General features: G+C 65.0%; 16 protein-coding genes and 1 pseudogene. 11 read left to right on the top strand and 6 right to left on the bottom strand.

Going from position 1 to position 15,266, the window contains the following annotated elements; genetic code table 11:
* Positions 1–115 precede the first annotated feature (115 nt).
* The 11 genes and pseudogenes from rplS to ACZZZQ_RS17610 all read left to right on the top strand — a co-directional run bounded on the left by rplS (position 116) and on the right by ACZZZQ_RS17610 (position 8,006).
* Positions 116–463: a 50S ribosomal protein L19 gene (gene rplS / locus ACZZZQ_RS17660; RefSeq protein WP_053099097.1), complete on the top strand. Its 348-nt coding sequence runs from the start codon at positions 116–118 to the stop codon at positions 461–463.
* A 118-nt stretch (positions 464–581) separates the two neighbouring features.
* Positions 582–1,316, top strand: coding sequence for a signal peptidase I (lepB, locus tag ACZZZQ_RS17655; RefSeq protein ID WP_053095952.1), 735 nt, complete (start codon positions 582–584; stop codon positions 1,314–1,316).
* A complete protein-coding gene (locus ACZZZQ_RS17650; RefSeq protein ID WP_053095954.1) occupies positions 1,313–1,972 on the top strand; it encodes a ribonuclease HII in 660 nt (219 codons plus the stop codon). The genes lepB and ACZZZQ_RS17650 overlap by 4 nt, the downstream gene beginning before the upstream one ends.
* 47 nt (positions 1,973–2,019) lie before the next feature.
* Entirely contained in the window at positions 2,020–2,346 is a 327-nt protein-coding gene (locus ACZZZQ_RS17645; protein WP_042541663.1) for a DUF2469 family protein, read from the top strand.
* A 101-nt stretch (positions 2,347–2,447) separates the two neighbouring features.
* A complete protein-coding gene (locus ACZZZQ_RS17640; RefSeq protein WP_053095956.1) occupies positions 2,448–2,810 on the top strand; it encodes a YraN family protein in 363 nt (120 codons plus the stop codon).
* The gene (locus ACZZZQ_RS17635) at positions 2,807–4,336 is read left to right on the top strand and encodes a YifB family Mg chelatase-like AAA ATPase (RefSeq protein ID WP_463508037.1); all 1,530 of its coding nucleotides are present in this window, start codon (positions 2,807–2,809) and stop codon (positions 4,334–4,336) included. The genes ACZZZQ_RS17640 and ACZZZQ_RS17635 overlap by 4 nt, the downstream gene beginning before the upstream one ends.
* A gap of 245 nt (positions 4,337–4,581) precedes the next feature.
* Positions 4,582–5,076, top strand: a complete 495-nt coding sequence (locus ACZZZQ_RS17630) for a DNA-processing protein DprA (RefSeq protein ID WP_463508110.1) — start codon at positions 4,582–4,584, stop codon at positions 5,074–5,076.
* Positions 5,077–5,808: 732 nt separating this feature from the next.
* Positions 5,809–6,081 (top strand): annotated as a pseudogene (locus tag ACZZZQ_RS17625) (FAD-dependent oxidoreductase); the annotation flags it as partial.
* A 33-nt stretch (positions 6,082–6,114) separates the two neighbouring features.
* Complete coding sequence (locus ACZZZQ_RS17620) at positions 6,115–6,549, top strand: hypothetical protein (RefSeq protein WP_463508109.1); 435 nt, start codon at positions 6,115–6,117, stop codon at positions 6,547–6,549.
* 129 nt (positions 6,550–6,678) lie between these two features.
* Complete coding sequence (locus ACZZZQ_RS17615; protein ID WP_463508036.1) at positions 6,679–7,248, top strand: TlpA family protein disulfide reductase; 570 nt, start codon at positions 6,679–6,681, stop codon at positions 7,246–7,248.
* Complete coding sequence (locus ACZZZQ_RS17610; protein ID WP_463508035.1) at positions 7,245–8,006, top strand: cytochrome c biogenesis CcdA family protein; 762 nt, start codon at positions 7,245–7,247, stop codon at positions 8,004–8,006. The genes ACZZZQ_RS17615 and ACZZZQ_RS17610 overlap by 4 nt, the downstream gene beginning before the upstream one ends.
* 94 nt (positions 8,007–8,100) lie before the next feature.
* Here the strand turns inward: ACZZZQ_RS17610 and ACZZZQ_RS17605 are convergent, their stop codons facing one another.
* From ACZZZQ_RS17605 to ACZZZQ_RS17580, 6 genes are all read right to left on the bottom strand, one after another.
* Positions 8,101–9,459 (bottom strand): M23 family metallopeptidase, encoded by a 1,359-nt coding sequence (locus tag ACZZZQ_RS17605; protein WP_463508034.1) that lies wholly within the window; start codon positions 9,457–9,459, stop codon positions 8,101–8,103.
* Between the two features lie 193 nt (positions 9,460–9,652).
* On the bottom strand, positions 9,653–10,336 hold the full coding sequence (locus ACZZZQ_RS17600) for a copper resistance CopC family protein (protein ID WP_463508033.1): 684 nt from the start codon (positions 10,334–10,336) through the stop codon (positions 9,653–9,655).
* Positions 10,333–12,294, bottom strand: a complete 1,962-nt coding sequence (locus ACZZZQ_RS17595) for a cytochrome c oxidase assembly protein (protein ID WP_463508032.1) — start codon at positions 12,292–12,294, stop codon at positions 10,333–10,335. Before ACZZZQ_RS17595 ends, ACZZZQ_RS17600 begins: the two co-directional genes overlap by 4 nt.
* 76 nt (positions 12,295–12,370) lie before the next feature.
* Positions 12,371–12,742 (bottom strand): DUF3515 family protein, encoded by a 372-nt coding sequence (locus ACZZZQ_RS17590; RefSeq protein ID WP_463508031.1) that lies wholly within the window; start codon positions 12,740–12,742, stop codon positions 12,371–12,373.
* Positions 12,727–14,331 (bottom strand): apolipoprotein N-acyltransferase, encoded by a 1,605-nt coding sequence (lnt, locus tag ACZZZQ_RS17585; protein ID WP_463508030.1) that lies wholly within the window; start codon positions 14,329–14,331, stop codon positions 12,727–12,729. Before lnt ends, ACZZZQ_RS17590 begins: the two co-directional genes overlap by 16 nt.
* Positions 14,315–15,265: a cytochrome c oxidase assembly protein gene (locus ACZZZQ_RS17580; RefSeq protein ID WP_463508029.1), complete on the bottom strand. Its 951-nt coding sequence runs from the start codon at positions 15,263–15,265 to the stop codon at positions 14,315–14,317. The genes lnt and ACZZZQ_RS17580 overlap by 17 nt, the downstream gene beginning before the upstream one ends.
* Position 15,266: the final 1 nt, after the last annotated feature.

The raw sequence follows: 15,266 nt of genomic DNA, 5'->3' as shown, positions 1-15,266 counted from the left end.
ACCGGTTCTGCCTCAGGGGAGCCCACGGACGCTTCGGCGCCGTTCAGCACACACTTGTTCTTATTCCTACTTACAGCATGCAACCGACCTGAGGCGAGTGCAGAGAGAGACGATCATGCAGATCCTCGACGCCGTCGACGCAGCATCCCTGCGTTCAGACGTTCCCGTCTTCCACCCCGGTGACACGGTCAACGTGCACGTGAACATCACCGAGGGCACCCGCTCGCGTATCCAGGTCTTCAAGGGCGTCGTCATCGGCCGCCAGGGCGACGGCGTGCGCGAGACCTTCACCGTTCGCAAGATCAGCTTCCAGGTGGGCGTCGAGCGTACGTTCCCGGTGCACTCCCCGGTGATCGACCACATCGAGGTCGTCACCCGCGGTGACGTGCGTCGCGCGAAGCTCTACTACCTCCGTCAGCTGCGGGGCAAGAAGGCCAAGATCAAGGAGAAGCGCGACAACTGACGCGCAGGCTCTCCACAGCACCCCGGGACACGATGTCCCGGGGTGCTGTGTTCTCCCCGGGGTGTGCGACCCTTGATACTGCCGTCTCCGTGCGGTGCGAGACTGTGAAGGAAACCCCATGACGACTGACTCCGCCGCCGCGTCCGCTCGACCGACGAAGCGGCGTCGTGGGTTCCTCGTGTTCCTGCGCGACGTCCTCGTGATCGTCGTCATCGCGGCGCTCGTCTCCTTCGTCGTCAAGACCTTCATCGTCCGCTCCTTCTACATCCCGTCCGCGTCGATGGAACGAACTCTCCTGGTCAACGATCGGATCCTCGTGGACGAGCTGACGCCGCGGTGGACCGCCTACGAACGCGGCGACGTCGTGGTCTTCAAGGACCCGGGCGGGTGGCTCGACGGCCAGCCGCAGACTCCTGCGCAGCCGCCTCTCGTCGAGGCTTTCGACTGGATGCTCAACGTCGTCGGGATCTCGGCCACGGATTCGCAGGATCACCTCGTCAAGCGTGTGATCGGTCTCCCGGGTGACCACGTCGTCTGCTGCAACGCGCTCGGACAGATCACGGTCAACGGAGCGCCCATCGACGAGCTCAGCTACCTCAACCTGCCAGACGGCGACACTGCAGCGTCGAACGATCCGTTCGACGTGGTCGTGCCGGATGGGTCGCTGTGGCTCCTCGGAGACAACCGCGATCGCTCGCGCGACTCGCGGGCGCATCAGGATCTTCCGAGCGGCGGCTTCGTCCCGATCGAGAACGTCGTGGGCAAGGCGTTCTTCACCACGTGGCCCTTCGACCGTCTGGGCACGATCGACGGCCACCATGACAGCTTCAACGGCGTCCCGGATCCGGAATGACCGTCGTCGCTCCGAAGCTCACTCTGGAGCGCAGGCTGCTGAGCGAGTGCGATCTGATCATCTCCCTCGATGAGGTCGGACGCGGTGCGCTTGCCGGGCCGGTGGCGGTCGGAGCTGCCGTGATGGATGCGGCAGGGGCGCGCCGCCGCGTTCCCGAAGGGCTTCGGGATTCGAAGCTGGTCACCGAGCGGCGTCGGCCCGATGTCGCTGCGCGAGCCGCGGCATGGGTGCAGGCTTCTGGAGTCGGTTGGGCCAGCGCGGCCGAGGTCGACGAGGTGGGCATCATGCGAGCGCTCGGTCTGGCGGCGTCGCGCGCCGTGCAGAGCGTCGTCGATTCGGGAGTTCGCCTCGACGGGGCTCTGGTGCTCCTCGACGGCAACCACGACTATGTCTCGCGGGTGCATCCGGTGCCTCTACGGGTGCGACCGGTCGTCAAGGGCGACCGCGACTGCGCGTCGGTCTCGGCGGCATCGGTGATCGCGAAAGTGGCGAGGGACACCTACATGGCGGAGCTCCACGAGGGTCATCCCGCGTACCAGTGGGACCGGAACAAGGGATACGCGAGCCTCGAGCATCGCGATGCGATCCGCAGCCTCGGGCTCTCTCCACACCACCGATCATCCTGGGCGATCGCGGATGTCCCGACTCTGTTCTGAGCCTGCGTGCGGCATCGACGCGTCGCCGACTCTAGGATGGAGTGATCATGGATGAGGAAGCCTTCGACGACTACGACCGCGAGCTCGAGCTGGCGCTGTTCCGCGAATACCGCGATGTCGTCGCGCAGTTCCAGTACGTTGTCGAGACGGAACGCCGGTTCTACCTCGCCAACGAGGTGAACGTCGTGCGTCGTGACACCGAGCACGACTTCTACTTCGAGATCTCGATGAGTGACGTCTGGGTGTGGGACATCTATCGTGCCGACCGCTTCGTGAAGGCTGTGCGCGTGCTGACGTTCAAGGACGTCAACGTCGAAGAGCTTCAGCGCCGCGAGTTCGAGCTGCCCCAGGAGCTGTCGCTCGACGGGGAGTGACCACTTCTGCACAGTCCGGCTTTCTGATGGGCTGTCCCCGCACTCCGCAACGTCCCCACTCCTGAAGCGCGGTCGTCGATCCCGATCGACAGGCTGTCTTCATGGCAGCGAAAGACGAGCTCGGTAGATCCGGCGAAGAACATGCGGTTCGGTATCTGACCGGCATCGGATATGTGGTCCTCGACCGCAACTGGCGATGTGCGCAGGGCGAGATCGACATCGTCGCCTGTCGCGGTCACCACCTCGCCATCGTCGAGGTCAAGACACGACGGACGATCTCCCACGGACACCCGTTCGAGGCCGTGGATTCCCGCAAGATCCGACGACTGTGGCAATTGGCTCATGCGTGGGCGGCCGACCATCCCGAAAAGGCGGTCGGCCTCGTGATCCGGATCGAGGCGATCGGGATCATCGGAGCCGACCCGCAGCACAGCACCCTCGAACATCTCGTGGACGTGTCGTGAAAACGGCCCGCACGTGGGCGGTCGCGCTCACCGGGGTCGACGGGCACATGGTCGAGGTCGAAGCCGACATCTCGAACCAGACCCCCGACTTCAAGATCATCGGCCTGCCGGACAAAGCGCTCGGCGAGGCGGTTCAGCGGGTTCACAACGCCTGCAAGAACACGCAACTCGATCTTCCGCGCCGCCGCCTCACGGTCAACCTCTCGCCCGCCAGCCTCCCCAAGCAGGGAGCCGGTTTCGACCTGAGCATCGCGGTCGCCGCTCTCGCGGCAGGGGGAGCGCTGTCGACGCGGTCGATCGCGGGAACGGTGCATCTCGGCGAACTCGGACTCGACGGCCGGCTCCGTCCCGTGCCCGGGGTGCTCCCGTCCGTCTTCGCCGCTGCGCGTGCGGGGTTCGACACCGTGATCGTGCCGTGGGGCAACGAGGCGGAGGCGAGGCTGGTGCCCGGAATCGAGGTTCGCGCAGCAGCGAGTCTTTCGCAGGTCGCCGTCTGGCACGGCGCGGAGATCGAAGTGCTCGATGCCGATCCGGTCGCCTCGGCGACACTCGCGCCGGAGCATCGCGAGAGGCTGGACCTCGCGGACGTCGTCGGCCAGGACGAGGCGGTCGAGGCGCTGATCGTCGCGGCAGCAGGAGGCCATCACATGCTGCTCAGCGGCCCGCCAGGCGCAGGCAAGACCATGCTCGCGCGGCGACTCCCCGGCATACTTCCGAGTCTCTCCGACGACGAGGCTCTCGAAGTGGCCTCGATCCGCTCACTCACCGGCGACGCTGTGCGGGCTCTCGACGCCACGCCGCCGATGGAGTCGCCTCACCACAGCGCCTCGGTTGCGGCGCTCGTCGGAGGCGGCACGAGGTCTGTTCGTCCTGGCGCCATCTCTCGAGCGCACCGAGGTGTGCTCTTCCTCGACGAAGCAGCGGAATTCTCGAGAGTCGCGCTCGACGCACTGCGGCAGCCGCTCGAGTCCGGCGTCATCGAGGTGAGTCGATCGGGCGTCACCGCGCAGTTCCCGGCACGCTTCCAGCTGGTCCTGGCGCTCAATCCGTGCCCGTGCGGCAATTACGGGGTGCGCGGTGCGGAATGCACATGTCCGTCGTTGGCGATCCGGAGATACTCGACCCGACTCTCCGGTCCGCTTCGCGACCGGGTCGATATCGAGCTGCATGTCTCGCGCGTGTCTGCTGCTCGGGCCATGATCGGCGACCGTACGGAGGTGACGAGCGAGCGAGCTCGAGCGAGAGTCATGCAGGCGCGTGAGCGGGCCGTCTCGCGGTGGCGGGGGACACCGTGGGTCCGCAACAGCGAGGTTCCGGGCGCCCGATTGAGACAGCTCGATCTGCGGATCGCCGCAGAGGCAAGGGCGCCCCTGGATAGGGCTCTCGAGCGGGGAGCTCTCACTCTTCGCGGCTATGACAGGGTTCTGCGGCTGGCTTGGACCATGGCGGACCTCGCCGAGGTCGACAGTCCAGGTCGGGAAGAAATAGGACGGGCACTGTTCTTGAAGAGGGGATACCTATCGTGATCGAGTCTCTCAGAGGCGATGCGGCGGTGCGGCGATCGCTGCGACAGGTGCGACTAGTCGATGACCTGGACGAGGCGCTGGCACGAGTGTCGTGGTCAGTCCTCACCGAGCCGGGGGACGGAGTCGCCGGCGCGCTCATCGCGGAGCGGGGCGCAGTGGCATCACTGGGGCTGGCGATCGGCGGAGGGGCCGTGGCGAGTTCGGAGGTCAGTGAACGGACTCTCGCCGAGGGACGAGCCAGGTGGATGGTCCGCGCGGATGCGCGCAGCGTTCTCGATGCGATCCGTGCAGCAGCCGAGGTCGGCGCTCGGCTGCTTCTGCCGGGGGACGACCTCTGGCCGAGATCTCTCGACGACCTTGGGGTGCATGCGCCGACAGTGCTCTGGGTTCGCGGAGACGCGGCGCTGCTCACGGCTCCGAGCCGAGTCGCGATCGTGGGCGCGAGGGCGGCCAGCGGTTATGGAGAGATGCTCGCCGGTGACTTCGCCGGCGAGCTCGCAGCCACCGGCACGGTCGTCGTATCCGGCGGAGCGAACTTTCTCTCACCTACAACCTGTTGTTGCTTGCCCGGAGCGAACATCGCTCGGTCCGCAACCTCCTCTCTTCGCCGGTTTGAGGCCTGGTGGCTCGTTCCTGACGCGAGCAGTACCCCTAACTCGATGTGGCGGGGATCGCCCGCTACTGCCATGGTGGGAGCTAGGGGGCGACTTGCATGTCCTCGTGAGTTGCGGAGGGCTTAATGCGGTTGTGTCACATTGAGATCCGGAACGTTGCCCGATTTCCTGACTTGAGTTTCGAAGTGCGCGATCTTCTCGTTCTCGTCGGAGTGAACGATGTAGGGAAAACATCGCCACTTGACTGCTTGAATCTGTTGCGGGGATGGTCGAACTCGACGTCACTAGACGTGGCCGGGCCAATGGAACAAGTGCCACACCGCTGTGTCGAGGCTCAAGTCGGCCTCCGGGATGCTCCGTGTTCGATCTGATCGGGCTCTTCGCGGGGCATGTAAGTCGATGGCTCGGTTGGACGACGCTCGACATCCGAGCAATATACAGCGTGAAGAAGCAGGCGCGCGCTGAGGGGATTGACGTAAGTCAACGCGTTCTCCGGAACCACCTCGACGCCGTTCGATTCATCGAGGCGCTGAGCACTGCGGAGGGTCGTGCTCGCGTCCGTGAGTCGCTGACGGCGGTCACCCAAGGCGATAGGCAGCAAGCGAACCGCCTCTTCGTTCTCCTGGATGCGGCGATCACCAAGCGATCGGAGCCCGTCGCGGCCACAATGTCGGTCGGGGCTGCGATTCAACGCACGGTAGCGGACGTCAACGACGATCGGGCGCTCTGGGAGAACCGTTTAGCAAAGCTGAAGCCAATTCGTGCCCTAACGGCAAGGGAGGCCAGCGGTGTGTGGTCGCAAATGCCGATGTTGCTGCGATTGCTTGATCGCGGCGAGCGGCGCACCATCGCGTCGAAGCTGTCACCCGTGAAGCCGGACGAATCTCCGTTGTCGGAACCCGCGACGGTGAACCGTTCTCCCGCACCGCTGACGTGGTGCTCGTCGTCGTCGGCGTGCGACCCAACACCCGCCTTCTCACCGCAGCCGGCGCAACCACCGGCGCGGGCGGCGCTGTCATCGTCGACGAACAGATGCGCACCGGCCTACCGAACGTGTGGGCGGCCGGCGACGGGGTAGTCACCCACCACCGCCTGCTCGGCGTCACATACCTTCCTCTCGGCACCACGGCGCACAAGCAAGGACGCGTCGCAGGAGAGAACGCAATCGGTGGGGATACACGGTTCGCAGGGAGCCTCGGCACGCAGGTCGTAAAAGTCTTCGACGTCGTCGCCGCACGCACAGGGCTCCGCGACCACGAAGCGACAGCCGCCGGCTTGGCCCCGCACAGTCACACCACGATCGCAGACGACCACAAGCGGTACTACCCGGGCGCCACATCAATCAGCATCCGCATCACCGGAGACACCAACGACGGCCGTCTGCTCGGCGCGCAGCTCGTCGGCACCCGCGGTGCAGAAATCTCCAAACGCGTCGACACCTACGCCACGTCCCTGCACCACGGGATGACCGTCGCAACGATGAGCGACCTCGACCTTTCCTACACGCCACCGCTCGGCTCCCCCTGGGACGCCGTGCAAATGGCAACCCAAGCATGGGAGCGCGAAACGCGCTTATCGGCGGCGTTCAAAGTGTCCTAGCGGCGCTTGGATTGCGGTCGCGACATCGCGACATAGTTGGGGCTCGGCGGAGGCATAGGTGATCTGCATAGAATGCGAAATGTGCCTCGAGACCCACGCTTTCGTACCGTTAGTGGTGCGGCGGGAATCATGCTCGCTGCGGTGTTCGCGATCGGTCTGAGCGGGTGTGCGCCGGATCCGGTCAGCGATTCCTTCCTCAAGGGTGAGAACACCGGGTATGTAGCCGCCGACGGCGCGATCGTCGAGATCCCGATCGCGGAGCGGAGCGAACCGGTCGACTTCAGCGGCATCACTGAAACTGGTGATGATTTCGACAGCGCCGACAACGCCGGCAAGGTCACGGTGGTGAACTTCTGGTACGCGGGGTGCGCGCCGTGCCGCATCGAGGCGAAGGATCTCGAAAGCGTCTGGCAGGAATACGGCGGCGAGGATGTAGCTTTCATCGGCATCAATACGCGCGACCAGGCCGACACTGCCCAGGCTTTCTCTGACGAGTTCGGCATCACCTACCCGAGCCTGATCGACGTGAACACGGCCGAGGCGAAACTCGCTTTCTCCAAGGCCGTGCCGATCCAGGCGACGCCGACCACTCTCGTGCTCGACAGACAGGGCCGTGTCGCCGCCCGCATCATCGGACCCATCGACGGCACCTCGATCCTCTCGACCCTCGTCAAAGACGCTCTAGCGGAGACGTCATGAACGCCGACATCATCATCGGGTCCGGTGCGCTCTGGCTCGCAGTCCCCGTCGCGATGCTCGCCGGTCTCGTGTCGTTCTTGTCGCCCTGCGTGCTCCCGCTGGTCCCCGGCTACCTCGGCTTCCTCGGCGGAGCGGTCGCGCCGCGCTCGAAGGGTGACGCGACGAACGCAGTCGCGCCTGAGCGCCGTCAGCTCGTGGTCGGCGTGCTGCTGTTCATCCTCGGCTTCAGTGTCGTCTTTGTTCTCATCACTGCGCTGGGCGGCACGGCCGGCGTGTTCTTCCTACGCTGGGGTGACCTGGTCACGCGTATCCTTGGAGTCGTCGTCATCCTGATGGGGCTCGTCTTCCTCGGGTTGTTCAGTTTCGCCCAGCGGGAGGTCCGCTTCCACGTCGGCTCCCGGGCCGGGATCGTAGGGGCGCCGCTACTCGGAGTGGCACTCGGTATCGGCTGGGCGCCGTGTATGGGGCCGACGCTTGCCGCGATCATCGCGCTTTCGTTCAACGCCGGCGACCCTGTCCGGGCTGGCTTCCTTGGTCTCGCGTATTCGCTTGGCCTCGGCATCCCGTTCCTGCTGGTCGCGTTCGGGTTCGGTTGGGCGGCGAAGACGGTCGAGTTTCTCCGTCGTCACATCCGGGTGCTGAATGTCTGCGGCGGCATCCTGCTGATCGTCCTCGGCCTCCTGATGGTGACAGGGCTGTGGACCGACATCATGTCGCGGCTGACGGCGGTGATGGGCAGCGTCATCCTCCCTCTCTGAGATCCCTAGCAAGGATGTCGGGAGTGCCGACTGGAGCAGCCCTCTCTACCCCACTGCTCATGTCGACGGCGCTTCGTGATCCCGTGTCGCAGCCTTAGATATAGACGCCGCGGTCTTCCATGAATCGGACGGGGTTGATGTAACCACCATTGATGTAGACCTCGAAATGCAGATGGCAACCAAAGGAGCGTCCAGTGTCACCCGCGTAAGCGATGACCTGGCCGGAATTGACCCACTGCCCCCGGCCGACGACGATGCCACCGGGTTTGATGTGCGCGTACCCGGTGCTGACGCCCGCGCCATGTTGGATGCGGACGTAATTGCCGTAGTTACCGTTGGCGCCGGCGTAGTCCACTGTTCCGGAGTTGGCGGCGTAGATCGCCGCTCCGCAGCCGTTGGCCATGTCCGCGCCGTAGTGGTAGCTCGAGGAGCAGCCCTGCGACCCGCAGATCGGGGTCCGCGGGCCGTAGCTTGAACTTCGGCCGCCCCCGTGGGGCCGAACCCAACCGCCGCTCCCGGCAGAGCCCCCGCCGCCACCGTTGCCGCCACCGTTGGCTGCCGCTTCGGCGGCCTCTCGTTCGCGACGGGCTCGCTCTTCGGCCTCGCGTGCGGCTACACCCGCCTGGTAGCCAGCGACCGTCTGCGTGGTGGTGTCTTTCAGCGCGGCGAGCTGCGCCTGCATCGTCTCGAGGTTCGCGGCTTGCTCGTCGAGCGCGGCCTGTGCGGCGTCGGCCGCTTCTTGTGCGGCAATCATCTTCTGCTCCGCGACCTGCTGCAGCCGGTCCCGTTCGTCGCGGGCGACCTTCGCCTGATCGGTCAGCGATTGGGCGGTGTTGCGCGCCGAGATTGCGTCATCGTAGACCGACCGGTTGTACTCGAGCAGCTTGTCCATGGTGCCCAGCCGGGACAGGAGCTCATCGGCGTTGGCCGCGGAACCGGAGAAGAACAGTTGCAGTGCTGAATCGTCCCCACCGTTGCGGTACAGCTGTGCCGCAACTTGACCGGCCCTTCGCGCAGAGGTTTCGGCAATCGCTGATTGTTCGTCGGCCTGCGCCTGCAGGATCTCGGCTTCCGTGATCGCAGCGAAGTATTCCTGTTGTGCTGCGTAGAACTCGTCGGAGGCTGTATCGGCGGCCGCCTGAGTCTCAGCGACCTTCTGCGTCAAGGACTGGATCAGCCCTTCGATCCGGGTGATCTCGGCAGCCTTGGCAGCTTCATTGTTCTTGGCGCGCTGGACATCGTCCCAGCTCGGGTACGACGCAGCGTACGCAGCTGAGACGCCGGAGCCGATACCGAAGGCAACGAATGCAGCGACGCCGAGGGCGCCGAGTCCGAAAGCGCCACGTCGAGTAACACTCAGCTTCCAGAATGAGTCGCGTTCGGCGGGCGTGGGTGCACACCCACATTCTTCAGCCGCCTCCGTAGCAGCCGCGGAGACGCTTCGTCCGTTCACTGTGCCCTCTCCTCGAGCTCGGCTTCGTGGATTCTGCTGCCATGGGCGCGCAGATTGGCCATGCTCGCGTTGCCCGCCGTCTGGTCTATCGTCCGTTCGTGGGGGCCGAAGTCGCGCCGACTCGCCCGTGATCTCTGATCTGTGGCCCATATCTGACGCACCGAACTTGAGTTCGACTGCCCTGACACGAAGCTCACTCTTTCGGGTCCGTGTGGCCGTCGGCGCTCAACCCGTTGCGTTTCTTCTTCTTTACTTGCCGTACGACAACGGTGGCGGTGATCACCGCGGCACCTATGACAGCAACGGCGATGATGAGCGGGATCGCGATTGAATCCACCTCGTTCTCGCCTGCAGATGCCGCCGGGGGAGGGGTGTCCGCTGCTGGAGGTTCGGTGGTTGGCGCGGCGGAGGGCGACGCCTTTGCCGGTTGGATCCGTGATTGTTCGTTCCCGCATGCGGGTGTGTCCCATCCAAGTCCCGGCTCGATGCCGGTGGGAGCGTATGTGAACGTGAAGCTCTCGGAGATGGGGTGACCGTCGCTGGAGACGGCGTTCCACAGCACGGTGTAGACGCCCGGTTCTCCGAGTGCGACCGGGGTGGTGAGGATATTGCGGTCGATGGTGGAGCAGCTGGATTCGTAGAAGAGGCCGTCGGGTCCTTGCACTTGGGCGAAGCTGGCCTGGCTGAAGTCAATGAGCTCCCCGCTGAACGTGAGAGCGATGTCGTCAAGTTGGGCGACGGTTTCGTCTGCCCCGGGCACGGTGTCCAGGAGGTTGTCGTGCGCGAGAGCAGCGGGGGCCGGTGTAGCCAAGATTCCCAGTGTGATGAGGGCAAGAAGTGTGCTGGCGAGCCAGCGGGTGCGGTGGGTGGAGGTCACAGGTGTGGATCCTTTCGTACGGCGGGCACGGGGGTGCTACCGGTAAGTCGGTTGTTGCGTTTCGTGTGGAGAACGGAGATGCCGGTGAGGATTGCGAGCGTTCCCGCGATCATCAAGGTGGCGCCTCCGGCGAGGGCCTGGTCCTGGAGAGGGGTGGGTCCCCACGTCCGCCCCATGGCGCCAAACCACTCCGCGACGATGAGGTCGGAGCGAGTGATCGTGGCGATGCCGAAGAAGGCCGCCACGCCTGTGAGCGCAATGAGTGAGGCGAAACGCCACCGCCCCTCGGGGGTCGTGGACGTGCTTAGGGAAAGCGATCGTACGAAGAGGCACCCGGTGACGAGGAGCTGGCTGATCATCCATTCCGCTCCGAGCTGGTCGTAGAGCGACCAGCGGAACAGGTCGGAGTAGTGGATCAACCACAGCGATGTGGCGAAAAGAGACGCCGCGACGACGGGGCGCAGAGTAAACCGTGCCAGCGGGCTGTGGGCGGCCCAGAGAAGCCATTCCCGCGGTCCTCGGCTTCCATCCTCCCGTGGATGGATGACCAAGGTTGCGAGGGTCACGGGCGCCGCGAAGACAAGGAGCAAGGGGATTGCGAGACTGAGGAGAGCGAAGGAGAGGAATCGCATACTGATGAGCGAGTCGTCGTAGGCGGCGAGCGGTCCACTGGTCGTCCACAGAAGCACCCCCATCCCCGCAATCCAGCTAATCGTCCGCCTGGCTGGCCACGGATACCCGCGGCGCCGTGCGCGTTGGACGCCGACGAGGTAGAAGACGATTCCGAAACCCGCGACGAGCACCCAGAGCAGGTCGGGGCTCCACGCCGTGAACCATCTCTGCAGCGTGAGTTCGATCGGGACAGGTGCGTCGGTGAGGATCTCCGCGGCGGTGGTCTGCGGGAGTGTGACCGTATCGGCGGGGGCGGCGGTGCGGGCGAGAGCTGCGGCGGCCCCGCTCGCGATACCCATGAAACCAAGTTCGACACACACGATCATCCAGAAGGCGCCACGGCCCTCGCTGGCTTTCGCGAGGAGTCGACGGCGGTAGGCGGCACCCAGGACGCCCATGATCAGAAGCGCGCCGATCTTTGTGAGAAGGATGATGCCGTATGGTGAGGCCAAATCCTCCCACCGGCCGAGGGCAGTGAGCGTCCGCGCGTATCCCGAGACGGCGACGCCGATGAACGCGATGAGCGCCACCGTCGAGTACCGGCGGAGCAGGTTCTCGAGTTCACGCGGAGAGCTGATCGGTCGCGCGACGACGAGCAGGATGAGACCTCCGAGCCATATTGCCGCTGAAATGACGTGCAGGACGAGGGACATGACCGCGGGATCGTGGTTGGCGAGCTCACCCGAATGACCTTGGGTGGCCATGGGTATCAGGCTGATGATCGCAAGCACGGTTGTGATCATCACCGCCCCATAGCTGCGCACAGCGAATGTGAGGACTGTCACGACCGAGGCGAGGATCGCGGTAATGAGCCATGATCGTCCCAGCTCGGTGTCGAGGAGGAAGCGGCCGAGCTGCGCACCGAACTCGGCGCCCAGGCTCACTTGCGGATTGAATGAGGACAGGAAGGTGAGGAAAGCCACCACCCCGCTTGCGATGGTGAGGATGGCGGCGCCGGCAGAGGCTATATCGAGCGCGACGGTGAACGGTTTCTCTCCCGAGGGGAGAGCAAACACCGCCAGTACCAGAGGCCCGAGCATCGCCGCACCGGAAAGATTGACAAACAGCTTCGCGGCCGGGAGCCCCCATCGCACGAGCGCTCCAGGGTCGCTGGTGAGTCTCGGTGCAGCTCCTCCACCGATCACGAGCCCGACCACCACAGCGACGAGTGCGGCGACAACGAGAATCGTCGGTCCAACGATCCGGAGAACAACGGGATTCATGGAGTGGTATCTCCCGTCACAGTGCCAGGAGCGTCCGGGTCTTCCGTCACAGGTGCCGTGCATTCACCGGTCTTGGGGAGCTGCTGGATCGCCCCGGCGAGAGATTCAAGAACCGCATCTGCCGACAGGGTGGTCGTGTCTACGTACACCTGGGCAGCTGGATCTCGGCCGTAGGTTGTGAGCCGCAGATTCGGGGTCTCCTCCTCGTCGACGATCCAGTCGACGCCCCCAAGCTGACACATTGCAGCGTGGTGGGGGCCGGGGGCTCCAACCCGCAGGTGAGGAGCACGCTGCTGGGGGTGCCCCATCCTGCGGTGGCCTGAGCGTCCGTCCACACGCGAGCCTGGTCGCCAATCGAGTCCGGTAGTCGTACGGTGACCTCTGCGCACAGCGGGTCATTCGCGTTTGCTGCGGGCTCGAGGTGGACGGTGGGTGCGCAGCTGCTGAGCACAAGCAGTGCGCACAGTGCTGCGACAGAGGTCAGAATCTTGAGCTTCACAACTTCATCCATCCGTCTTCTTGGGAGTCAGCATGCGATCGCCGCTGTCGGACCGACATGATGAGCAGCGCTAGTACGGTTCCGATACTGAGTGTCCAGCCGAGCCACGGCATCAGCACGACGGCGAGGGTCGTGCCGGTGCGGAGGGGGACCTCGGTGATCTTCGCCGCGGTCGTGTCCACCGCAACCTGAGCCAACACTTTTCCATCGCGGCCGATGACTTGACTGGTCCCGGTGGTGGAGACGTTCACCGCAGTTCTCCCGGTTTCGAGCGCGCGCATGCGGGCGATGGCCAGCTGTTGGAGGTTCTCGTCGGTGCCTCGGAAATCCGCATTGTTGGTCTGAAACACGAACATCTGCGCGCCAGAGGCCCCGCTCTGGTGGATGACGTCGTCGTAGATGACGTCGAAACAAATCGCCAGACCGATGGGCACATCGCCAACGTGCACGAGGGGTGTGTTGGAGCCGGGCGTGTACTCGCGTTGTATCAATCCGATGAGGTCGGGGGCGACCGCTTCGTAAAACCAACGGTCCGGGACGTATTCGCCGAAAGGGACGGGGTTGGCCTTGTCGTGGAGCTGCTGCGGCCCGGCGCTGGTCCACAGCATCGTGGTGTTGAACGTGTCGGCTCCACGAGTGGTCGCCGCGTTCACCAGTGCCGGAGCGCCGGCACCCTGCACGAGTCGATCAAGGCGGCCTGCGACGGCGACATCGCGCAGGGGATCGGCGTCGACGGCGCCTTCTGGCCAGACGAGAAGGTCCATCTCACGGTCCAGAAGAGGAGCGGTCGCTTCTTCCTGCGCGCGCATGATGTCGCCTGTTGTCCTGGTGTCGAAGTAGCCGCTAGGCCCGTTGCCCTGCACCCATCCGACGCGCATCATTCCCGCTTGCTCGGTGGGGAACAGAGGGACGGCTATCGCGGCAACGACGATGACCGCCGCTGCTGCTGCTGGCTCCCATCGGCGGAGGATGAGGGCCTCCACGACGCTCGCGCAGACGAGAACCGTCAGGAAGGACAGCCCGGTGGTCCCCACCCATGAAGCGGCCTCCGCGAGCGGGCTCTCGGCGAGGCTGAAACCGACGCGCGCCCACGGGAAACCGGTGTACGGCGTACTCCCCATCAGCGTTTCTCGCAGCACCCACACCCCGGCGACCAGCACGGGAGTGATCGCGCGATACCCGTATCGCGCCCGGGTAGTGGCGACACGATAGGCAAGTGCGATCAGCACGCCACCGGCACCGAACACCACGGATTCCAAGCCAGCCAGCGCGACCCACGGGATCGGCCCCAGAAACCGTGACACCCAAACCAAGTGGGTGAAGTAGAAGGCCGCGCCGTAAACGAGGGAGATTAGGAACGCCCCGGGGAGAGAACGTCCGCGGAGCGTCCACAGCCCGATGGTTACGCTCACGAACGCGGCAGGCCACCACCCGTATGCGGGGTAGGCAAAATCCAGCATTCCTCCCGCGATGGCGGACGCGACAATCGCTACGGGGAAGGGCACCGCGGCTGGCAGGCGCGCGTTGTGCTCTCTGGGGTTGCCGCGCCTCGATCGAACGGAGAGGGCGTGTCTCACCAACGGGTCAGCGGTCACGGTCATGAGAGCTCAGTTTTTTGAGGTAGGCGTTGTACGAGTCGAGGTCGGCGTTCCCGTGCACGTCGGCGTACCGGTCCGCCGCCGCAGCACGAGCGGTGTCGCTGCGGAACCAACGATGCATCACGTAGATCAACATCAGCACGGTCGGCGCTTCACCGTAGGACCATGCCAGAGCACCGGCTAGCTGCTGATCGGCGAGGGGATCGATGCCCAGCGCCTCTGTGGGGGCGACGAATGAGCCGACCAGGATCGTACTGGCCATCATGAGGAACACCCCGAAGAACGCGTGCAGCGCGGCTTCAGCAAACACGTCCAGTGCACGCGCACCATGACCCAACCTGACCGGCAGAGGATCGGAGGACAAGATGGGGATGGTGAACAGCATGCCGGCGAGGAGGAACCCGACCTCGAGCGCGACGTGACCTCCGGGCGCGGTGAGGATGACGTCGGCAGCACCCGCAAGGTAGATGCCGTAGAACGCGAACAGGTAGAGCGGGACAGTGGCCCACGGGCTGAGTACCCATCTCGCGGCCGGGCTTCGAAGAGCACCGTGGGCCACTGTGAGGACTACCCGTCCCGCTCCGTGATGCGGTGTTGCTCGCAGAAGAAGGGTTCCGGGTGAGCCGAGGACCAGTAGCGGCGGCACCATCATCATCAGAGTGAGCTGCTGGAACATGAAAACGGACACCAGCGCCTGGCCATACGTTTCAACGCCCAGACCGGTGACCGCCGCGAGGAGAACGCACCCAAGAAGGAAGCTGACCGTCCGCCACACGGGCCAACGACGCCCGTGCGTCCACAACCGGATCGCTCCGACGAGATACAGCGCAGCGAGGATCCCCGCGACGATGGGTAGCACCGGAAGCGGAATGTCGGCCGGTGCGAGGAATGTCTGCAGAGACGGGGGACTGCTGGGGATCTCGCCGCTCACACGCATG

This window comes from Microbacterium sp. AC132 (genome assembly GCF_979258525.1).
The sequence above is the reverse complement of the archived record's forward strand: the minus strand, read 5'-3'. Positions and strand labels throughout refer to the sequence as shown.